This is a genomic window from Corallococcus sp. EGB, from assembly GCF_019968905.1.
GTDB lineage: Bacteria > Myxococcota > Myxococcia > Myxococcales > Myxococcaceae > Corallococcus.
This window is the reverse complement of the sequence record NZ_CP079946.1, coordinates 9,252,635-9,272,704: the sequence shown is the minus strand read 5'-3', so window position 1 is coordinate 9,272,704 and position 20,070 is coordinate 9,252,635. Positions and strand designations below refer to the sequence as shown.

At 65.0% G+C, this 20,070-nt stretch carries 14 protein-coding genes, 2 tRNA genes and 3 rRNA genes; 13 read left to right on the top strand and 6 right to left on the bottom strand.

The genetic code is table 11. The annotated features are described in order from the left end of the window. Positions 1 to 57 precede the first annotated feature (57 nt). The 4 genes from KYK13_RS37955 (at position 58) to KYK13_RS37940 (ending at position 3,943) form a co-directional block, all read left to right on the top strand. Positions 58 to 1,167 carry a 3-oxoacyl-ACP synthase III family protein gene (locus KYK13_RS37955; RefSeq protein WP_223646947.1) on the top strand — a complete coding sequence of 370 codons (1,110 nt, stop codon included), beginning with the start codon at positions 58 to 60 and terminating at the stop codon, positions 1,165 to 1,167. 45 nt (positions 1,168 to 1,212) lie between these two features. Further along, positions 1,213 to 1,830, top strand: coding sequence for a DUF2378 family protein (locus tag KYK13_RS37950; protein WP_223640191.1), 618 nt, complete (start codon positions 1,213 to 1,215; stop codon positions 1,828 to 1,830). Positions 1,831 to 1,875: 45 nt separating this feature from the next. Then, on the top strand, positions 1,876 to 2,391 hold the full coding sequence (locus KYK13_RS37945; protein WP_223640188.1) for a hypothetical protein: 516 nt from the start codon (positions 1,876 to 1,878) through the stop codon (positions 2,389 to 2,391). A gap of 112 nt (positions 2,392 to 2,503) precedes the next feature. Beyond that, positions 2,504 to 3,943 (top strand): hypothetical protein, encoded by a 1,440-nt coding sequence (locus tag KYK13_RS37940; protein ID WP_223640185.1) that lies wholly within the window; start codon positions 2,504 to 2,506, stop codon positions 3,941 to 3,943. An 11-nt stretch (positions 3,944 to 3,954) separates the two neighbouring features. Here the strand turns inward: KYK13_RS37940 and KYK13_RS37935 are convergent, their stop codons facing one another. Next, complete coding sequence (locus tag KYK13_RS37935) at positions 3,955 to 4,437, bottom strand: nuclear transport factor 2 family protein (RefSeq protein ID WP_223640182.1); 483 nt, start codon at positions 4,435 to 4,437, stop codon at positions 3,955 to 3,957. A 107-nt stretch (positions 4,438 to 4,544) separates the two neighbouring features. Here KYK13_RS37935 and def point away from each other — a divergent pair, with 107 nt between their 5' ends. From def to rrf, 7 genes are all read left to right on the top strand, one after another. Further along, positions 4,545 to 5,084, top strand: a complete 540-nt coding sequence (gene def, locus KYK13_RS37930; RefSeq protein WP_223640179.1) for a peptide deformylase — start codon at positions 4,545 to 4,547, stop codon at positions 5,082 to 5,084. Positions 5,085 to 5,125: 41 nt separating this feature from the next. Continuing rightward, entirely contained in the window at positions 5,126 to 5,830 is a 705-nt protein-coding gene (locus KYK13_RS37925; protein WP_223640176.1) for a sterol desaturase family protein, read from the top strand. Between the two features lie 960 nt (positions 5,831 to 6,790). After that, positions 6,791 to 8,326: ribosomal RNA gene (locus KYK13_RS37920) — 16S ribosomal RNA — on the top strand. Positions 8,327 to 8,539: 213 nt separating this feature from the next. Continuing rightward, positions 8,540 to 8,616: transfer RNA gene (locus tag KYK13_RS37915), tRNA-Ile, on the top strand. Positions 8,617 to 8,660: 44 nt separating this feature from the next. Then, positions 8,661 to 8,733, top strand: a tRNA-Ala gene (locus KYK13_RS37910). A gap of 293 nt (positions 8,734 to 9,026) precedes the next feature. Then, positions 9,027 to 11,992 (top strand): 23S ribosomal RNA (locus KYK13_RS37905). A gap of 178 nt (positions 11,993 to 12,170) precedes the next feature. Next, positions 12,171 to 12,287: ribosomal RNA gene (rrf, locus tag KYK13_RS37900) — 5S ribosomal RNA — on the top strand. The 16S, 23S and 5S rRNA genes sit together here with 2 tRNA genes alongside, the layout of an rRNA operon. A 121-nt stretch (positions 12,288 to 12,408) precedes the next feature. Here the strand turns inward: rrf and KYK13_RS37895 are convergent. Continuing rightward, on the bottom strand, positions 12,409 to 13,266 hold the full coding sequence (locus tag KYK13_RS37895) for a hypothetical protein (protein ID WP_223640174.1): 858 nt from the start codon (positions 13,264 to 13,266) through the stop codon (positions 12,409 to 12,411). Between the two features lie 388 nt (positions 13,267 to 13,654). Between KYK13_RS37895 and KYK13_RS37890 the strand changes: the two genes are divergently transcribed. Next, entirely contained in the window at positions 13,655 to 13,975 is a 321-nt protein-coding gene (locus KYK13_RS37890; protein ID WP_223640171.1) for a hypothetical protein, read from the top strand. Further along, positions 13,972 to 15,582: an apolipoprotein N-acyltransferase gene (gene lnt, locus KYK13_RS37885; protein WP_223640168.1), complete on the top strand. Its 1,611-nt coding sequence runs from the start codon at positions 13,972 to 13,974 to the stop codon at positions 15,580 to 15,582. Before KYK13_RS37890 ends, lnt begins: the two co-directional genes overlap by 4 nt. A 6-nt stretch (positions 15,583 to 15,588) precedes the next feature. On the opposite strand, the gene KYK13_RS37880 is transcribed toward lnt, so the two are convergent. From KYK13_RS37880 to KYK13_RS37865, 4 genes are all read right to left on the bottom strand, one after another. Then, a complete protein-coding gene (locus KYK13_RS37880; RefSeq protein WP_223640165.1) occupies positions 15,589 to 16,473 on the bottom strand; it encodes a bifunctional 2-polyprenyl-6-hydroxyphenol methylase/3-demethylubiquinol 3-O-methyltransferase UbiG in 885 nt (294 codons plus the stop codon). A gap of 57 nt (positions 16,474 to 16,530) precedes the next feature. After that, positions 16,531 to 17,736, bottom strand: a complete 1,206-nt coding sequence (locus KYK13_RS37875; RefSeq protein ID WP_223640163.1) for a multidrug effflux MFS transporter — start codon at positions 17,734 to 17,736, stop codon at positions 16,531 to 16,533. Next, a complete protein-coding gene (locus KYK13_RS37870) occupies positions 17,733 to 18,359 on the bottom strand; it encodes a TetR/AcrR family transcriptional regulator (RefSeq protein WP_223640160.1) in 627 nt (208 codons plus the stop codon). Before KYK13_RS37870 ends, KYK13_RS37875 begins: the two co-directional genes overlap by 4 nt. Positions 18,360 to 18,460: 101 nt before the next feature. After that, positions 18,461 to 19,984, bottom strand: coding sequence for a GMC oxidoreductase (locus KYK13_RS37865; protein ID WP_223640157.1), 1,524 nt, complete (start codon positions 19,982 to 19,984; stop codon positions 18,461 to 18,463). Between the last annotated feature and the right edge of the window lie 86 nt (positions 19,985 to 20,070).

Below are 20,070 nucleotides of genomic sequence, written 5' to 3'. Positions count from 1 at the left end.
CGAGGGCCCGGGAATCCATCCCGTCCGGCGAGGCTGTGAAATCGCGAGGCCATGGAAATGACCGAACGGGTATGTGTGGTGGGCGCGGGTTCCTTCGTCCCCGCGCGAACCATCTCCAACGAGCGGATCGCCAAGGCGATCCCCGGTTGGTCGGCAGCCCGCATCGAAGAGAAGATTGGCATCAAGGAGCGCCGGTTCCTCTGGGACTTCGACGACGAGACGGGCCGCGCCATCCCCCCTCCGGACGACGTGATGGGGCACTTCTATCCGGCGACGAACACGGACATGTGCGAGGTGTCGCTGCGCCAGGCCCTGTCGCGCGGCGGCGTGGACCCGAAGGAGCTGGACGCGCTCTTCGTGGTGACGTGCACCCCGGACGCGCCGCACTTCAACCACGACGCCATGGCGCTGCACGAGCGGCTGGGCCTGCGCGAGGACGCCTTCGCGCTGGTGGTGGACGACGGCTGCGGCGGCACGCCCTACGTGCTGGACCTGGTGCGCAAGATGATGGACGGCGGCCGCTTCCGCACGGTGGCGGTGGTGGCCTCGGCGTTCACCTCGCCGCTGCTCAACCGGGAGGTCTACACGGACGAGCTGCCGCCCACGCCGGGCCGCCCCAAGGCGCTCAACGCCTACCTGTCCATGTATGTCTTCGGGGACGGCGCGGGCGCGGTGGTGCTGCGCAGGCAGGAGGGGCCGGAGGACGGCCCGGGCATCCTCTCCTCGTTCTCCGGCAACGCGTACGCGGAGCTGGTGTCACGCCGGGGCGGCGGCATGCTGAAGCTGCCCTACCAGCCAGGTCGCACGCGCCCCTCCGACATGGCCTTCGTGGTGGACGGCTTCAAGGTCGCGCGCAGCTACCCGGAGTACATGCAGAGGTGCCTGGACGCGGTGCTCACGCCCGCCGTGCGGGAGCAGGTCAAGCGCTACTACTTCCACCAGCCCAACAAGCGGGTGATGGACGCGTTCGTGAACCGCGCGGGCCTGCCGAAGGAGGCCGTGGCCTGCAACGTGGACCGGATTGGCAATACTTCCGCGGCCGGGATGTTGATTCTCCTGGCGGACGACCTGGAGCAGGGTCGCGTCGCACTCGGTAGCGGGGATCTCGTGGTGGTAGCGGCTGTCGGGGCCAACGTTCATTATGGGGCCCAGCTCGTGCGCCTGTAGCGCGCACGGGTGTTCATCTCCTCCCCCCCGGAGATTCCCCCCTCTATGAGTGAGCAGCGCAAGGAAGTCACGATCCTGGAGCCGGCCATCGCGCAGGACCTGGAGAAGCGCCTGGCCCTGACGACCCCTGACGACACGGCCCGAGGCATGTTCTTCAACGGCGCGCTGAACGCGGTGCGCATCCTGGGCGGCGACGCTGCGGTGGAGAAGTGCCTGGCGGCGGTGCAGGAGAAGAAGTTCGTGGACTTCTTCAACTACCCGGTGTCGGGCTTCCTGAAGCTGTCCTTCACGGGAGCGCAGTTGATGGGGCCGCAGCTGGGCGGCTTCGACGCGATGTTGCGCAAGATGGGCACGCAGGCCACCACGGACTTCCTGTCCTCGGCGGCGGGCAAGACGCTGCTGCTGCTCGCGGGGGACAGCCCCAAGCGGCTGGTGACGAACCTGCCCACGGGCTACCGCGCGGCGGTGAGCTACGGCGAGCGCTCCGTGGATTGGTCCAGCGACCGGGCGGGCCGGCTGGTGATGAAGCGCGACTTCATGCCGCCCGCGTACCACGAGGGCGTGCTCCAGGCGGTCATCGAGGCGCTGGGCGCCCGAGGCGTCCAGGTGAAGGGCCGCCAGACGGGCCCGGTGGACACGGAGTACGCGCTGTCCTGGCAGTGACCGCGGCACCACCCCCACGGCGCTCGACGAAGGATGGGTTTGCGCATGGCCCGGGAACAGGCAGGAGCCACGGTGCGGCTGCAGTCCGGCACGGAGTGGGTGTATGCCTTTCGCTCGCAGGAGGACGCCGCCACGCCGCCGGATGAAGCGGTGTGCGCGGCGGCGCCCTTCGCGCCCACCGTGAAGCTGGGCGCGGGCCTCTACGTGCCCGCGGGCGACGGCGGCTACGAAAGGGTGGGCTCGGCCACGGCCTGCTTCCGGCTGACGGACCGCGCCTTCACCCCGGGAACGTTGGTGCCGTTCCACGCGCGCTTCCTCCTGCCGGTGGGCGCGTTCACCGCGCAGGGCGAGTGCGTGCTCGTGAGCAACGACCAGCCCCAGGCAGGGGTGGTGCTCGCCGGAGGCGCGCTCAAGCTGGTGGAGGTGCCACCGGGCTTCGTGGGCGGCGTGATGACGAACCTGAGCGTGTTCAACCCGCTCAAGCTGCCCGGCTTCGCCACGGGCTCGTACTACACGCTCTACACCTTCCGGAAGGAAGGCATGGACACTCCCTCGCCCTGACCGCCGGCCCGGCGTACCGGCCCCTCTCCCGGCCTGCCTGGATGGGCAGGAATGTCGGGGTTGTCTGGGAGAATGCGTCCCTGGCCATCCGACGCCATCACGAGGGGGACGCATGGAAAGCAGGTGGAATCCGCTCTACGAGTCGCTCGGCTACCGGCCGCCCGCGGCAGGCCGGGCCGCGCTCTCTGGGGCGCCGCAGGAGGACACGGACCTGCCGCTCCTGGGCCCCGAGGAACTGGAGGCGCTCAAGTCCGCCTTCCTCCGTGAACCGGAGGACGTGCTGCGCTGGACGGAGAGCAGCCTGGGCGCGAGGGTCACGGTGGGCGCGTTCGTGGAGGCGCTGCGCGAGCTCGAGCTGCTCTTCACGGACCCCGGCCAGCTCCAGGAGCAGCTGGACGCGACGGAGCGCCACGCCCGGCAGGGGACGGGAGGACTGCCCGCGGACTTCACCTTCCCGCTGCGGACGGAGGAGATCCCCATCGACCCCACGCGCACGCGCTTCGAGCCCCAGGCGGACCTGCGCGGCTGGCTGTTGTTCAGCGGCCCGGTGTGGCTGGAGCAGGGAGCGGCGGCGCGGCAGGCTCCGTTCCGCTGGCACTTCGGCGCGAAGAGCCGCTTCGTCTACCCGCTGCGCGAGCCGGAGCCGGGCCGTCCGGTGGAGGTGGCGCTCGTCGGGGACTTCGGCACGGGCGAATACGCCTCCCGATACATCGCCCGGCAACTGGTGATGCGCGGCGAGCGCCTGGACTGCGCGGTGCACCTGGGCGGCGTCTTCTACGCGGGCCGCCAGGGCGAGTTCGACGCGAACGTGGCGGAGCCGCTGGAGCCGCTGCTCGGGACGACGGCGCTGCTGACGCTGAACGCGCCGCCGGAGATGCGCTCGGGAGCGGGGGCCTACTTCCGCTACCTCGACGAGCGGCGAGGCGCGGGCTCTCGTCACCCGCAGGAGGGCAGCTACTTCTGCCTCGCCGCGGAGCGCTTCCAGCTCATCGGTCTGGACACCGCCTGGTTCGAAGCGGACCGCCACCGCGAGCCCGCGCTGCTGCAATGGCTGGAGCAGCGCCTGTCGGAGGGGCGCCGGCGGGGCGCGATGAACATCCTGCTGAGCCACGCGGCACCCTACGGGCCGGACGCGAAGCGGCTCACTCCACTGGTGACCGAGGACCTGCGCATGCTGGTCGTGGAGCGTGAATGGGTGGACCTCTGGTGCTGGGGAGGCGCGCGGGCCGGAGCGCTCCATGACCGGGCGCCGGGCCTGCCCTTCCTCGGCGCCAGCCTGGGCCACGGCGGCTTCCCCTCCGAGCGGCGGGATGCCCCGGAGGACCCGGTGGCGCCGGTGCGCTTCTTCGAATCCCGGCCACGCTTCCCGGAATGGACAGGCGTGCGGCAGGACCGGGGCAACCACGGTCACGCGACGCTGTGGCTGCACGCGGACGGCACGGCGTCGCTGCGCTACACGGACTGGATGGGACAGGTGCGCTGCGAAGCGACCCTGGCGCGCGAAGGGCTCCGGGGACCGGTGACGCTCAAGCAGCTCGACGTGAAGGAGTGAATCAGGGGCCCTCAGGGCCCGGTGATGCCGCGCTCCTTCATGTACTTGCGCAGGCCCGCGGCGCCCTGGGCGCGCACCTTGTTGTGGAGCAGCGGCGTCCACCCGAGCGCCCAGCCCACAGGCCCCAGCGCCTGCCGCGACCAGGTCCAGAAGGGGAACCGGTCGGTGTGGCGGATGATCTTCCCGTCGGCGAACTCGAAGGATGCGTCGATGCGGTTGAGCACCTTCCGGCCCGTCTGGCTGAAGGTGTAGCGCGCATCCCAGTGGGCGCGGCCGGCGCGGTCATCGGCATCCACCTGGCTGAAGACGAGCTCCAGGTCTTTCCCGCGCTCCAGCAGCATGCGCCACATGGAGGTGGCCTCCGCGTAGCGCAGCCCCTGGAACACGGCGTCGTTGAACTCCACGTCCGGGTGGTAGCAGGCGGCCATGCCGTCCGCGTCGCGCCGCTGGAAGGCCGAGTAGAAGTCGGTGATGAGCTGGGAGTGCGGGTGCATGGCGCCGGTCTAGCAGACCCGTCCGGTCGCGCGCTCGGGGGGACCTGGAAGGGCGGCAGGCGGAAACGGCCGAGCAATGGAAGGAACCGCATGGCAGAGTCCGCCGCATGGCTCGCGACATCGTCATCTGGCCCCACAAGGTTCTCACCTCGCCCACCCAACCCGTGACCGACTTTGGCCCGGCGCTCGAAGCGCTCCTCCAGGAGATGTCGGAGGCCATGGCGGAAGCCAAGGGCATCGGCATCGCGGCCAACCAGGTGGGGGTCCCCCTGCGCGTGGCCATCGTCGGCCGCGAGGACGGCACCCAGTTCGAAATCGTGAACCCCCAGATGCTGTCGAAGGAGGGCAGCGTGAAGCTGGAGGAGGGCTGTCTCTCCGTGCCGGACGTCTGGGAGAAGTGCCCCCGCGTCGAGCGCGTGAAGGTCCGCTACCAGGACAAGGCGGCCCAGTGGCACGAACTGGAGGCGGACGGGCGGCTCGCGCACGTGCTCCAGCATGAAATCGACCACCTGGACGGCCACGTCTTCGTGGACCACCTCTCCAGCCTCAAACGCACCCTCATCCTGGACCGCATGAAGAAGCTGCAGAAGTCGCTCGCGCGGCGGAAGGAAGAGCCCTCGGAGGGCAAGGGGCCGAAGCGCTCCTGACCGTAAGCGGTGGAGACGCCGGGCGCGCTACGCTCGAGCGCATGGAATCGCGCCCCGTCCCCCGCCAGGTCCAGGCCTTCCGTGAGGAGTACCGGGCCCGTGGCATCGGGCCTGGCTACCGGGGGCAGGTCCACTTCGCCTTCACCAGCCTCGTCTGCCTGGGGGGAATCGCCCTGGCGCTGAGCCGGGTGGCGGCCCCCCGCCTCTGGGAACTGCTCGGAGTCCCCGCGGTCATCGCGCTCGCGAACACGGTCGAGTTCCTCGGCCACCGGGGCCCGATGCACCACCGCACCCGGGGCCTGGGCCTGATGTTCGAGAGGCACACCGTCCAGCACCACCGCTTCTTCACCCACGAGGCGATGGCCTACGCGTCCCCCCGGGACTTCAAGATGGTGCTCTTCCCCCCGGTGCTGCTCCTCTTCTTCCTGGGAGCCATCGCCGCCCCCCTGGGCGCGCTTTGCTTCGTGCTCATCTCCCACAACGCGGGCTGGCTCTTCGTCGCCACGGCGCTTGGCTACTACCTCGCATACGAGTGGGTGCACTTCGCCACGCACCTGCCGAGCAGCCATTGGAGCGCCCGGTTGCCTGGCGTCGCCTTCCTCCGGCGCCACCATCAGGTCCACCACGACCCCACCCGAATGGGGCGCCACAACTTCAACATCACGTTTCCGCTCGGAGACGGGCTCTTCGGGACGCGATGGCGCGCCCCGTTGGACGAGGGGCAGGCGGCACGCCGAGGCAAGTGACGGCGAAAGAGGAAAGCCGTACCCGGGGGTTCACACGATGGAGCGGCGTGCTCATATCCCCGGCGTCCCGGGAGGGATGATCAGGCCCGGATCAATCAGGGTTTGACGTCGCTGAACCAAAGCGTTAGAGAGTGAACCCCCGCGCAACGAACCGCTGGCCTCCGGGCCACGGGAAGTCAGCGTGGGGGAAGAAAAGGGTCGACGAAGGGTGTTGATCCCGAACGCGGCAAAGAGGTAGAAGCCGCGCCCCGCTCGAACTGCTCCGAGAGCAGCAGGTCGGAACGCAGAGCGGACAGCAGCAAGCGGTCGCCACCAAAATGGTTGATCGCGGATGCGGCGGTGGTAGAAGCCGCGCCCCTCGCTTTGAAGCCCGCGCACTGGCGCGGAAGGCACTTCGGAGAGAGAGCAGCACCGACAAGGAAATAGGGCAGTCAACGAGCGGGTTGACAGCGAATGCGGCGAAGAGATAGAAGCCGCGCCCCACCGAAGAAGCAGGCGTCCGGCAGGCAACAAAACGGACGCAAGGCGGTGAAGGAAGCTGACAGCAAGCGGTTGACAGGGAAGACGGCGCTGAAGTAGAAGCCGCTCCCCTTCGAAAGAAAGCGGCGGAAGTCACTGGACGGCGCCGACGAGATTCGAAGCAGCCCGCAGGACGCAAAAGCGAAGTTGACGCTGACTGCGAACTGAAATAGAAGCTGCAACCCCGCCGGTTGAGACGAAACCGGCAGCGAAGTAGACGGTAACAAAAGTCGCGAGGCAACACAAGCGGCTCGGTCTTTGAAAACCAAATAGCAAGCCCAAGCAGTAATGGATTGCGGAAACCGCAGTCAATTTTTTGAGGGCATCTTCGCCTTGAGGGCAGCGCTGAAAAGCGCAGCGAGAGGGAAGTGCCGACGAATCAGCGAGCCGAGACTCCTTAGCCGGGTCTCGGGGGACGCCGGTTCAAGCAAACCAAGAATACAATTGGAGAGTTTGATCCTGGCTCAGAACGAACGCTGGCGGCGTGCCTAACACATGCAAGTCGAGCGCGAATGGGGAAACCCTAGTAGAGCGGCGCACGGGTGCGTAACACGTGGATAATCTGCCTGGATGCCTGGGATAACCAGTCGAAAGATTGGCTAATACCGGATAAGCCCACGGTCTCTTCGGAGACTGAGGGAAAAGGTGGCCTCTGTATACAAGCTATCACAACCAGATGAGTCCGCGGCCCATCAGCTAGTTGGCGGGGTAATGGCCCACCAAGGCGACGACGGGTAGCTGGTCTGAGAGGACGATCAGCCACACTGGAACTGAGACACGGTCCAGACTCCTACGGGAGGCAGCAGTGGGGAATTTTGCGCAATGGGCGAAAGCCTGACGCAGCAACGCCGCGTGTGTGATGAAGGTCTTTGGATTGTAAAGCACTTTCGACCGGGACGAAACCGTAAAGCCTAATACGCTTTGCCTTGACGGTACCGGGAGAAGAAGCACCGGCTAACTCTGTGCCAGCAGCCGCGGTAATACAGAGGGTGCAAGCGTTGTTCGGAATTATTGGGCGTAAAGCGCGTGTAGGCGGCTTTGCAAGTCGGGTGTGAAAGCCCTCAGCTCAACTGAGGAAGTGCGCCCGAAACTGCAGAGCTTGAGTGCCGGAGAGGGTGGCGGAATTCCCCAAGTAGAGGTGAAATTCGTAGATATGGGGAGGAACACCGGTGGCGAAGGCGGCCACCTGGACGGTAACTGACGCTGAGACGCGAAAGCGTGGGTAGCAAACAGGATTAGATACCCTGGTAGTCCACGCCGTAAACGATGAGAACTAGGTGTCGTGGGAGTTGACCCCCGCGGTGCCGTAGCTAACGCATTAAGTTCTCCGCCTGGGAAGTACGGTCGCAAGACTAAAACTCAAAGGAATTGACGGGGGCCCGCACAAGCGGTGGAGCATGTGGTTTAATTCGACGCAACGCGCAGAACCTTACCTGGTCTTGACATCCTCGGAATCCTTCAGAGATGAGGGAGTGCCCGCAAGGGAACCGAGAGACAGGTGCTGCATGGCTGTCGTCAGCTCGTGTCGTGAGATGTTGGGTTAAGTCCCGCAACGAGCGCAACCCTCGCCTTTAGTTGCCACGCAAGTGGATCTCTAGAGGGACTGCCGGTGTTAAACCGGAGGAAGGTGGGGATGACGTCAAGTCCTCATGGCCTTTATGACCAGGGCTACACACGTGCTACAATGGCCGGTACAGAGCGCTGCAAACCCGCGAGGGGGAGCTAATCGCAGAAAACCGGTCTCAGTTCAGATTGGAGTCTGCAACTCGACTCCATGAAGGCGGAATCGCTAGTAATCGCAGATCAGCACGCTGCGGTGAATACGTTCCCGGGCCTTGTACACACCGCCCGTCACACCATGGGAGTCGATTGCTCCAGAAGTCATCTCACCAAGAGATGCCCAAGGAGTGCTCGGTAACTGGGGTGAAGTCGTAACAAGGTAGCCGTAGGGGAACCTGCGGCTGGATCACCTCCTTTCTAAGGAGACCGGGTGTTGGACTCATCCTTCGGGAGAGTAGGCAACACCAGCAGCCTTCGGGCTGTCAGGTCTGACTAGGTCAAAGTTTCCGATAAACAATCCATTATGAACTTCGGGCTTGCTGTTTGGTTTTGAAGGACCGAGCGAAGGCGGCTCGGCTCTTTGAGAATGAAGGACGCTGTAGGGTTCTGCCGATGCTTTAGCCCCCACCTGGGCCTATAGCTCAGCTGGCTAGAGCGCGCGCCTGATAAGCGCGAGGTCGGTGGTTCAAGTCCACCTAGGCCCACCATTCTCCCTCATTGGGGGGACGAAGGCGGTGCCGACGCGAGAGTCGGGGCTGTAGCTCAGCTGGGAGAGCGCCAGCTTTGCAAGCTGGATGTCGTCGGTTCGAACCCGATCAGCTCCACAAGTTACCTGCTTCCAAGCAGGGACGTTCTTTGACAAGTGCATACGAAGGGTAAGTTGCAATTTCTGCTGAGTGAAGTTCTCAACAGAAGTGCCGACTTCGAAATCTGCTTTACCAGGCGCCGCGAGGCAGCCGGGTAGAGGGGAACGAAGTCTCCCACACAAGAAGAAGCAGTGAAGAGAACAGCAATAAAGAAAGTCTTCCGGGCCTGCTAGCGAAGAGCAGAGGCCTGGGCCTTGGTTTCGAGTTTCGACAATCCGCCGGGAGGCGGGCGTTGGACAAGAGATTAGGGCAAGTAAGCTACTAAGGGCGTGCGGTGGATGCCTAGGTGCCAAGAGGCGATGAAGGACGTGGGTGGCTGCGAAAAGCTTCGGGGAGTTGCCAACCAAACGTTGATCCGGAGATGTCCGAATGGGGAAACCCAGCGTGGCGAAGAGCTGCGTTACTGCAACCTGAATTCATAGGGTTGCAGAGCAAACCAGGGGAAGTGAAACATCTCAGTACCCTGAGGAAGAGAAAACAACGAGTGATTCCCAAAGTAGTGGCGAGCGAAATGGGAAGAGGCCAAACCAACGTCATGCAAATGGCGGTGGGGTAGCGGGTCCGCGGTAGGACTCTGGAGGGCTAGCGGAAGCACCTGGAAAGGTGCACCAAAGAGCGTGATAGTCGCGTACGCGAAAGCCGTCTGGAGCTGAGCGGGTTACCCAAGTAAGACGGGACACGTGCAATCCTGTCTGAATCTGCCGGGACCATCCGGTAAGCCTAAATACTCCTTGGCGACCGATAGTGAACAAGTACCGCGAGGGAAAGGTGAAAAGAACCCCGGTGAGGGGAGTCCAAAGAACCTGAAACCGCATGTCTACAAGCAGTTCGAGCACTACGGCGCAAGCCAGTGCGAGAGCGTACCTTTTGCATCATGATTCGGCGACTTAATATACGTAGCGAGGCTAAGCCGATAGGTGGAGCCGGAGCGAAAGCGAGTCCGAACAGGGCGCTAAGTTGCGTGTATTATAACCCGAAGCGGGGTGATCTACACATGGCCAGGTTGAAGTGCGGGTAACACCGCATGGAGGACCGAACTCATGAAAGTTGAAAATTTCTGGGATGAGCTGTGTGTAGGGGTGAAAGGCCAATCAAACTCCGTGATAGCTGGTTCTCCCCGAAAGATATTTAGGTATCGGCTCGGGTAATTCAATGCCGGAGGTAGAGCACTGAAACGGCTAGGGGTCTCACCAGATTACCAAACCGTATCAAACTCCGAATGCCGGCAATTGTTATCCCGGGACGCAGTCAGTGGGTGATAACGTCCATTGGCAAGAGGGGAATAACCCAGACCGACAGCTAAGGCCCCCAAATCTAGTCTAAGTGAACACTAGAAAGGATGTGGCAGGTCATTGACAACCAGGAGGTTGGCTTAGAAGCAGCCATCCTTTAAAGAAAGCGTAATAGCTCACTGGTCAAGACAGGCCGCGCCGAAAATGTAACGGGGCTCAAGACTAGTGCCGAAGCTTCGGGTCATGCATGTTTGGCATGCATGGCGGTAGGGGAGCGTCCCAGTTGCAGCGAAGGTGGACCGAAAGGGCCGCTGGAGCGACTGGGAGTGCTGATGCCGAAATGAGTAGCGATAAAGGGGGTGAGAAACCCCCTCGCCGTAAACCCAAGGTTTCCTGGGTCAAGTTAATCTTCCCAGGGTTAGCCGGGTCCTAAGCCGAGGCCGAAAGGCGTAGGTGATGGCAAGCAGGTTAATATTCCTGCGCCATCTTGCAGACGTTGAACTGAGGGAGGACGGAGAAAGCTAGGCGAGCTGACCGGTGGTTGTGTCAGTCTAAAGGCGTAGGGGTGTCGCGTACGAATAAAGGCGCGGCAGTCATCCCCGAGACCCCATGGCGCCCCGCAAGGGGTAAGTCGCTGATGCTCGGCTTCCAAGAAAAGTCCCGCAGGGAGTCTGCAGGGTGTCCGTACCGCAAACCGACACAGGTGGGTGAGGAGAAAATCCTAAGGCGCTTGAGAGAACTCTCCTCCAAGGAACTAGGCAAATTTCCACCGTAACTTCGGAAGAAGGTGGGCCTCTGGTAGGTGTAGGCGTACAGCCGAAGCCGAGAGAGGTTGCAGAGAAATGGCGGTAGCGACTGTTTACCAAAAACACAGGACTCTGCGAAGGCGACAAGCCGACGTATAGGGTCTGACTCCTGCCCGGTGCTGGAAGGTTAAGGGGATTCGTCAGCCGCAAGGCGAAGCGATGATCCGAAGCCCCAGTAAACGGCGGCCGTAACTATAACGGTCCTAAGGTAGCGAAATTCCTTGTCGGGTAAGTTCCGACCTGCACGAATGGAGTAACGACTTCCGCACTGTCTCGGAGAGGGACTCAGCGAAATTGAAATAGCTGTGCCGATGCAGTTTACCCGCAGCAAGACGGAAAGACCCCGTGAACCTTTACTACAACTTGACAGTGACACTAGGGATTGACTGTGTAGGATAGGTGGGAGCCTTTGAAGCCGGGCCGCTAGGTTCGGTGGAGGCAACGGTGAAATACCACCCTGTTGATTTCTGGTGTCTAACCACGTCTCGTCAGCCGGGACTGGGACACTGTCTGGTGGGTAGTTTGACTGGGGCGGTCGCCTCCCAAAAAGTAACGGAGGCGCGCGATGGTTCCCTCAGCCCGATTGGAAACCGGGCGTCGAGTGCAATGGCATAAGGGAGCTTGACTGCGAGACCGACAGGTCGAGCAGGTGCGAAAGCAGGTCATAGTGATCCGGTGGTCCTGAATGGAAGGGCCATCGCTCAACGGATAAAAGGTACTCCGGGGATAACAGGCTTATCTCCCCCAAGAGTTCACATCGACGGGGAGGTTTGGCACCTCGATGTCGGCTCATCGCATCCTGGGGCTGGAGCAGGTCCCAAGGGTTTGGCTGTTCGCCAATTAAAGCGGTACGCGAGCTGGGTTCAAAACGTCGTGAGACAGTTTGGTCCCTATCTGCTGTGGGCGTAGGATACTTGAGAGGCTCTGACCTTAGTACGAGAGGACCGGGTTGGAGGCACCGCTGGTGTACCAGTTGTCTCGCCAGAGGCATCGCTGGGTAGCCATGTGCCGATTGGATAACCGCTGAAAGCATCTAAGCGGGAAACCGACCTCAAGACCAGGTATCCCGGGCGCAAGCCCCTGAAGACTCGTGGAAGACTACCACGTTGATAGGCTGGGTGTGTAAGCGCGGTAACGCGTTAAGCTAACCAGTACTAATAAGTCGAGCGGCTTACTTCCCCCCTTCTCTTGCATGCCCCCTCGTGGGGAGTAAGGGACTCGGGGCCAAGGCCGAGGCCATGGACGCGCATGCCCGCGTCCGCCCGGAAGACAGCTGTTTCGCTCTTCTTCAAATGAAGAGGCTTCACTCCAAGCAGAAGCTTGCAACTTACCCTTCGTATGCACCGTCATCCCATTTTCCGGTGGCAATGTCGGAGGGGTCACACCCGTTCCCATCCCGAACACGGAAGTTAAGCCCTCCAGAGCCGATGGTACTCCGCGGGAAACCGCGTGGGAGAGTAGGTCGCTGCCGGATTCTTTTCTCAAAAGCCCCTGATGCCTTCATGGCGTCAGGGGCTTTGTCTTTTTCGGGCTTGTCATTCCCGGCTGCCTGGTTTGAGCGCGATCCGCGCTCGCCGGGTGATTGTCTTTACGGCTCAGCCCAGCAGGCGCACCGCGAGAAAGACTGGCAGGGCCACGTAATAGAGCGCGCGGCAGGTCCACTCCGCGGTGATGCGTGTGTTTCGTGCCCAGCGGGGCCCGAGCCATGCGGCGCTGAAACACAGCGCTTCCGCGAGCCCTCTCCAGAAACAACCAAACAACAACAGCGCCAGGAACACGGGCAGCCAGGTGCGCGCGAAGGACGTGAGGTACGCCGTCCATCCGTACATCTGGAGCTCTCCGAACGGACCTCCGAAGGAGATGTACTGGTGTGCCCGGAAGAAGATGACTGCGAGTGCTCCGGGCACCAGGCCGTACTTCAGTGCCTGGTCGTACCAACGCCTGCGCCACTTCTCGCTTCGCGCCTGTGCGTACCTCACCCGCGGATCGTTCCTCGCCTCTCCACGGGTGCCCATCGCTTCGAGCAGGGCCAGCGGGGCCGGTGATTCCAACCCGTACTCGAAGGCGCGTCCTGTCCGTAGCCGCAGCGTGAGTCCTGGAGCTGGGATGGGCAGATGCCACGGGCGGATGGATTCCAGGGCGTCGAAGGGAATCTCGAAGTGCGCGCCCCCTTGTAGCGTCAGCACCAGCCCTTCCGGTCGCACTGTGACCGTGGCTCTCGTGCCCATGCGCAACAGGCGCAGTGCGATGAGCGGCAGGACCCCGCCGACCGCGATCAGCATTGACAATGGCTCTGGCTGGAGTGTCTGTGTACCCGCGAGCACGTCCTTGAGCAGCAGCGCAGTGGCGTAGCAGAGCGTGCCCAGCGCTGTGACGTGCAGGACGCCTCCCAGCGCACGCAGCCGGGGTGTGAAGGCGTGGAGGGGGAAGGGGCCGGACGCGTCGACGGTCATGGGAGGGGCATGGCCGCTCGCGCATTGCCTCGATGCGAGTGGCTTCCGTAGCATACGCACCCCGGAGGCCCCTCAAAACATGCGTTCCCCGCAGTCTGGCCCTGAGCGTCGCACGGATTCGGATGGCGTGACGCGGGTGACGCCCTCTCGTGGGCCCTCGGGGGGCGTGGGTTCCTGGCTTGTTGGAGGGGCCATTGCCGTCACCGGGTTGTGCGTGGGCCTCTGTCTCTGGTGGCTCTCCCGGCCTGTCCCTGTCGATGACTTGCCGCCGGTCGTGGTGGCCGAGCGCCCTGTGCCGGCAGCTCCCTCCCCGGAACCGGTGCGTCCCTCCGTCCGGCCCGCGGTCGCGCGTGTGCCCGTGCCCACTCCCGTGGAGGAGCCTGCTCCCATGCCTGTTGATGAGCCGCCACCTCCGGAAGGCAAGAGCGGGACGGCGCTTTACCAGCGCGGGACCAAGCCGTTGAAGCGGGGGCTCGTCGTGCCCGACGACTTCGAGCTGCCTCCTGGGTACATGCGCCACTACCAGACGACGGACAACGGGCAGCCGCTCGCCGCCATCCTGATGTTCCATCCGGACTTCACCCCGAAGGACGCCAACGGGCAGCCCATCCCCATCCCCGAGAACCGCGTGGTGCCGGAGGAACTGGCTCCTCCTGGCATGCCTCATCGGCTCCTGGACATTCCTGTCGAGGACGGGGACTCGCAGTGACGTTCGTGAAGGGGTGGGCCGGGGCGCTCCTCTGCGTCGCGGCGACCACCGCGCTGTTCGCGGCGTTCGGGGAGCTGAGACCCGGTTGGGTGTGGCTGGGGGCGGTGACCCTGGTGCCGTGGCTCGCGGCCTTGGATCGGGTTCGTTCCGGTCGTGGGGCCGTGCTCCTGGGCTCGCTGCTGTCGGTGACGTTCACCGCGGCGGTGTTTGGTTGGTTCCCAGGCGCCATCGCGGCGTACTCGCGTGCCCCGGTGTGGCTGTGCTGGGGTGTGTTCCTTCTCATCGCGCCCGTGCTGGAGTTGCAGTTCATCAGCGCCGCCTGGGTGCGGTGGTATTCGCGCCGGCAGGTGGCGGATGCCCCGCGACTTGCCTGGGTGCCTCCTGTGCTTACCGCGCTCACGTATGTGGGCACGGAGTGGTTCACACCCAAGCTGTTCGCGGAGACGCTGGGCCATGGCCTCTATGCCTCCGAGACGCTGCGCCAGGGAGCGGACCTGGCTGGCGCTCCGGGCCTTACGCTGGGCCTGCTGCTCATCAACGAGTGTGTCGTGGCGGTGGGGCAGGGGCTGGCTTCGCGGCGGGGATTGCAGCTTCGGCCGGTGGCCCTGGCCGTTGTGCTTGCGGTGGGAGGCTGGGGCTATGGGTGGGTGAGGTTGGGGCAGGTGCGTGCGGCGGTGCACTCGGCTCCTTCGCTGGTGGTGGGGGCGGTGCAGGCGAACATCACCAACATCGAGAAGCTGGCCGCGGAGCAGGGCAGATACGAGGTCGTTCGCAACATCCTGGATACGCATTACGCGATGTCGGATGCGCTGTTGCGCTCGGCTCCGTTGGACCTGCTGGTGTGGCCGGAGACGGTGTACCCGACGACGTTCGGCACTCCGAAGAGCGAGGATGGCGGCGCTCTGGATGATGAGATCCGCTCGTGGGTCGCGGAGCGCGGTGTGCCACTGGTGTTCGGCACCTATGACCTGGACGGCGAACGCGAGTTCAACGCCGCCATGTTCCTGGGGCCCTCCGCGACAGGCCAGCTGGCTCAGGCGGCGTACCGGAAGACGATGCTGTTCCCGCTCACGGAGTGGGTTCCGGATGCGGTGGACACGCCCTCGCTGCGTGCCTGGCTTCCTTGGACCGGGAGATGGAAGCGGGGGCCGGGGCCTCGTCTGATGGACTTCCGGATCAATGGCGGACGTGTGCTCAAGGTCGCTCCGCTCATCTGCTACGAGGCGATCTTCCCCAATTACGTCGCGGCGGAGGTGCGTCAGGGGGCGGACCTGATTCTCACGCTGTCGAATGACTCGTGGTTCTCGGGTACTCCTGCACCCCGGTTGCATTTGATGCACGCGGCGTTTCGCAGCATCGAGACGCGTACGGCTCAGGTGCGCGTGACCAACTCGGGCATCTCCGCGTTCATCGATCCCACGGGCACCTGGACCTCCGAACTGGAGGACAACCAGCGCGCCGGCACTGTGATGCATGTGCCTACGGCGGATCGGCTGAGCTCACTCGCGGGGGCCTGGGGGGACTGGCTGGGGCCCGTGGCGCTCGTGCTGGCTGTGGTGTTGGGTGTGTGGATTCGCCGCCCGTGGAGCCGGCGCATGCTCGTGTGAAGCCACTCAGGCGGCTTCGACGCGCGGGGCTGGGAGCTGGGCGTCTGCCCTGGGCTTCTGGGCGATGACCTGGATCTCTCTTCGCATGTGCGTCAGCCGGCACACCTGGACCCAGGCCCAAAGGAAGACGAAGCGGGCGTATTCGTAGGGGGCCCTCAGGCCCTTTGCCAGCCTTCGGCGCAGGATGTCCTTGCCTGCCTTCACGGGTCGCAGGCCGGCCCTGGCGCAGGCGTCCGCGAGGTTGTGCTCGTAGAAGTAGACGTGGTGCTGCCAGCCTCTCCGGTCCGGCCGGAAGGAACGGCCCCTCTTCGGCATCACGATGATCTTGTAGTACGCCGCGTCCGGCACGATGACGAAGGCCACGCCTCCCGGCCTCAACACGCGCTGAATCTCTCGCAGCCCGCTCATGGGCTGATCCACGTGCTCCAGCGTGTGCTTGAGCGTGATGATGTCGAAGGACGCGTCCGGGAACGGCATCTGCGTCAGCGAGCCGTACTCGGCCGTGTAACCTCGCTCCCGGCAGAGGTTCACCGAGAACTGTGAGTAGTCCAGTCCCGTGGCATTCAAGCCTGCTCGCTGCGCCGCCTCCAGCACGTAGCCCGCGGAGCAGCCCACATCCAGCAGGTCCTTCGCGTGCGGTGCGTACTCCAGGCACACCAGCACCTGCCGCAAGCACTTGCGCACCCGGTGCTCCCAGCGGCTCAGGTACTTCGCCCGGTTGTGCTTGAAGTACTTCTCCTCGTAGCCCTCTCCCAACCCGGGCTCCTGCTCTCGCTTGTAGATGAGCCCACAGCCCGTGCAGCGGCCGTAGCTCAACTCGCGGAATGCAACGACTGGACGGGAGCCGGTCTCATTGCAGACAGGACACGCGGAGTAGAAGGGAGCAAGCATTTCGGGCCGCACCATCGGACGTCGCGTTCCGGGGTGTCAATCCCACGGGAGCGCGGCTCAGTGCGCGGGAGCCCGCTTCGCCAGGCCCAATGCTCCCAGGGCGAGCAGGGCGGCGATGGAGACTCCCAGGGCCATGGGCCTCGCCGTCCCGTCGTGGCTCGCGCTCACCGCCGCGGAGGCTCCCGCCGCCAGCATGAACTGGAGCGCTCCCAGCACCGCGGACGCAATGCCTGCCTGCTTCGCGTGGTGCTCCATGGCCAGGGCTGTCGCGTTCGGGGTGATGGCGCCCAGGCTGGAGACGAAGACAAACAGCGACAGCGCGATGCCCCACAGCCCTCCGAAGCCTGTCGATGCCACCGCCACCAGCGCCAGCCCCGCGAGCGTGGCCACTCGCACCGCTTGCTTCAACACCCGGGCCGGCGAGGAGCGCGCCAGCAGCCAGTGATTGATCTGCGACATCGCCACCAGCCCCGCCGCGTTCGCTCCGAAGAACCAGCCGAAGTGCTCCGGCTTCACGCCATGCAACGTGATGAACACGAAGGGCGAACCGCCGATGTACGCGAACATCCCTGCCTGAGCGAGCCCCGCCGCCAGCGCGTGCCCCAGGAAGTCCGGCACCTTCGTGATGCCCCACATCGTCCGGAAGGGGGTCGATGGGGTCGCTCCGCTCCTCCGCGGTGCTGTCTCCGGCAGGATGGCGAACACCGCTCCCAGCGTGAGGAGCCCGATGGCCGCGTGGCTTGCGAAGATGGCTCGCCAGCCCGCGGCCCGCAGCACCCAGCCTCCGAACAGCGGGGCCAGGATGGGCGCGATGCCCATCACCAGCACCAGTCGAGACATCATCCTCGCCGCCGCTGCTCCGGAGTGCAGGTCCCTCACGACGGCCCTCGAGGTCACCATGCCCACCGAGCCGCCCAGCGCCTGCGCGAACCGGCAGGCCGCCAAGACATCCGCCGATGGCGCGGTCGCGCAGCCGATGGAGCCCAGCACGTAGAGCAGCAGTCCCGCGTAGAGCGGCTTCGTGCGGCCGAAGTGGTCGCTCACCGGACCCGCGAAGAGCTGCCCCACCGCGAGCCCCGCGAAGAACGTCGCCAGTGTGCGCTCCACCTCTCCCGCCGTCGCGTGCAGCGACTCGCCGATGGAAGGGAACGCCGGCAGGTACATGTCGATGGACAGCGGCCCGAAGCCGATGAGCACCCCCAGGATGAGGGTCAGCCAGGGCCCCTCCGTGGAGCGGGACAGCTTGGGCGCGGCGGTCGTCATCGCGTGGTCCTCTTCAGCGGCTTCTTCCGGGCCCGTGCCGACGCTTCCCGGGGCGTCAGCAGCACCCGGATGAGCTGGCGCAGGACCGTCGCGTCCTCGCCAGGGGCGTAGGTGGCTCCGCCCACGTGGGCGTTGAAGCAGCGGGCCTCCAGTGCTCCACAGAGGGCTTCCGCTGCCACCTTGGGCTCGGCCAGGTCCACCCTGCCGGCCCGCTTCGCTCGGGCGAGCCACTTCGTCAGGCCCTCGCGCAGCGCGACCGGGGGCGGGGTCTCCAGGTGCAGGGCCCTCGCGCCGCCCAGCGCCGAGTAGTGCAGCACGAACAACCACGGCACCAGCCGGCGCAGGAAGTCCCGGTGATGCAGGAGCGCTTCCAGGAGCTGGTCCTCGATGGACGTGTCGTCCTTCGGGCCGTGGGCCAGCAGGGCCAGGGCGCTCGGGGGCACGGGGCGGAGGGCCCTGGCCATCAGCGCCTCCTTGGTGCCCACCCGGTGCAACAGCGCCGCCTGCGAGATGCCCAGCCGCTTCGCGATGTCCTGCAGCGGCGCGGACGGCCCCTGCTCCAGGAAGACGGCTCGGGCCGCTTCATCAATCTCTGGGTCCAGGACTCGCTGGGGACGGGACATGGCGCGGTCGGATTAGTTACTGACTGGTAGGTAATAAAACCGCGCCGGCCATGCAAGGGGCCCTGTGTGTCGGGCGCCTCGCGGCCGTGCTCAGAGGGGAATCAGAGGCGGCCGGCCTTGAGCTCGCCCACCAGGTGGGCGCAGGCGCGGACGGTGAGCGCCATCATCGTCAGGGTGGGGTTCTGCGGGCCCTGCGAGGGGAAGCACGAGCCGTCCATGACGTACAGGTTGGGAACGTCCCAGCTCTGGTTGAACGGGTTGAGCACGGACGTCTTCGGGTCCTTGCCCATGCGCGCCGTGCCCACCTCGTGGATGGCCATGCCCGGCTGGGAGAGCGTCTTGTTGATCTTCTCCACCGTGCAGCCCGCCTCTTCAATCATCTCCTGGCAGGCGGCGGCCGCGTCCTCCGTCATCTTCAGCTCGTTATCCGAGTGACGGCACTCGATGTGCGCCGCGGGGATGCCCCAGCGGTCCTTCACCGTGTCGCTCAGCGTGACGCGGTTCTCCGCACGCGGGAGCATCTCGCCGAAGGGCACCAGGTGCATCTGGTCGTCGAAGGTGAAGACCTGGATGCCGTAGCCCCGCGCGAAGCCCGGGTGGCGCTCGGTGACGTTGCGGAACTGGGGGATGTAGGCCCAGCCATGCTCCTTCTGCTGCAGGTGCGCGGGCAGGTTCATGCGCGCCTCGATGCCCTGCAGATACATGTGGTCCATCAGGTGCCGGCCCACGAGCCCCGAGCTGTTCGCCAGGCCCTCCGGGAACGCCCGGTTTCGCGAGTGCAACAGCAGCCGCGTGGACTCAATGGTGCCCGCCGACACCACCACCACCTTCGCGTGAACCTCCTCGGAGGTGCCGTCGTTCGCGTCGATGAAGGACACGCCCGTCACGCGGCCCGTGTTCGGGTCGTGCAGGATGTGGCTGGCGATGGCGTGCGAGCGCAGCGTCAGCCGCCCCGTCTTCAGCGCCGCCGGCAGCGTCACCGGCGCGTTCGCGGTGCGCCGGGCGACGAGGTGGCGCTGGGGCCAGCGGGCCTTCACCTTCTCGCGCAGGCGGACCTCGCCGGGGGACAGCGGGGCGGGGCCGGAGAAGACGGAGTCCGGCAGCGTGTCCACGCCGTCCGGGTTGCCCTTCAGCCCCATCCACCGCTCCACGATTTCGTAGGAGGGCGCCAGGTCCGCGTGCGACAGCGGCCAGTCCGGGCTCAGCCCGTCCAGGCTGCCCGCGTGGAAGTTGAAGTCCGACAGCCGGTAGAACTGGCGGCCGTGGCTCTTCACGCTGGTCCGGCCGCCGACCTGCCTCGCCCGGATCCACGCGAAGGGCGCGTCGTCCGGCGTCGTGTAGGGGTTGTCCACGTCATCCACGAAGGCGTGCGGATGGAACGGCCAGGCGAAGCTCGTGGACTGCACGGACTGACGTGACTTGCGCGATGCGTCCGACTCGATGCGGTAGCCCAGCTTCTGCTTCACGCGGTGCACCAGGTGAAGTGCCCGGTCCGCCTTCTCACCGCGGCCCGCCTCCAGTACCAACACCTGGAGTCCGGCCTCCGTCAGCTGCTTGGCCGCCCATCCACCACAGGCGCCCGAGCCCACCACCACTGCGTCATAGACCGTCTTCGACGTCTTCATGCCTGCTCACCCAGGACGGTCTTGTCTGCCGCCGCTGCTAAAGTTTGGCTAAACTGTAAACGAGGAGCCCGTTGGCGCCTATAGGG

Bases quoted from the DNA above. Each gene is read 5' to 3' on its own strand.
- KYK13_RS37955 (WP_223646947.1), top strand. From the start codon at position 58: ATGACCGAACGGGTATGTGTGGTGGGCGCGGGTTCCTTCGTCCCCGCG.
- KYK13_RS37950 (WP_223640191.1), top strand. From the start codon at position 1,213: ATGAGTGAGCAGCGCAAGGAAGTCACGATCCTGGAGCCGGCCATCGCG.
- KYK13_RS37945 (WP_223640188.1), top strand. From the start codon at position 1,876: ATGGCCCGGGAACAGGCAGGAGCCACGGTGCGGCTGCAGTCCGGCACG.
- KYK13_RS37940 (WP_223640185.1), top strand. From the start codon at position 2,504: ATGGAAAGCAGGTGGAATCCGCTCTACGAGTCGCTCGGCTACCGGCCG.
- KYK13_RS37935 (WP_223640182.1), bottom strand. From the start codon at position 4,437: ATGCACCCGCACTCCCAGCTCATCACCGACTTCTACTCGGCCTTCCAG.
- def (WP_223640179.1), top strand. From the start codon at position 4,545: ATGGCTCGCGACATCGTCATCTGGCCCCACAAGGTTCTCACCTCGCCC.
- KYK13_RS37925 (WP_223640176.1), top strand. From the start codon at position 5,126: ATGGAATCGCGCCCCGTCCCCCGCCAGGTCCAGGCCTTCCGTGAGGAG.
- KYK13_RS37895 (WP_223640174.1), bottom strand. From the start codon at position 13,266: ATGACCGTCGACGCGTCCGGCCCCTTCCCCCTCCACGCCTTCACACCC.
- KYK13_RS37890 (WP_223640171.1), top strand. From the start codon at position 13,655: ATGCCTGTTGATGAGCCGCCACCTCCGGAAGGCAAGAGCGGGACGGCG.
- KYK13_RS37880 (WP_223640165.1), bottom strand. From the start codon at position 16,473: ATGCTTGCTCCCTTCTACTCCGCGTGTCCTGTCTGCAATGAGACCGGC.
- KYK13_RS37875 (WP_223640163.1), bottom strand. From the start codon at position 17,736: ATGACGACCGCCGCGCCCAAGCTGTCCCGCTCCACGGAGGGGCCCTGG.
- KYK13_RS37870 (WP_223640160.1), bottom strand. From the start codon at position 18,359: ATGTCCCGTCCCCAGCGAGTCCTGGACCCAGAGATTGATGAAGCGGCC.
- KYK13_RS37865 (WP_223640157.1), bottom strand. From the start codon at position 19,984: ATGAAGACGTCGAAGACGGTCTATGACGCAGTGGTGGTGGGCTCGGGC.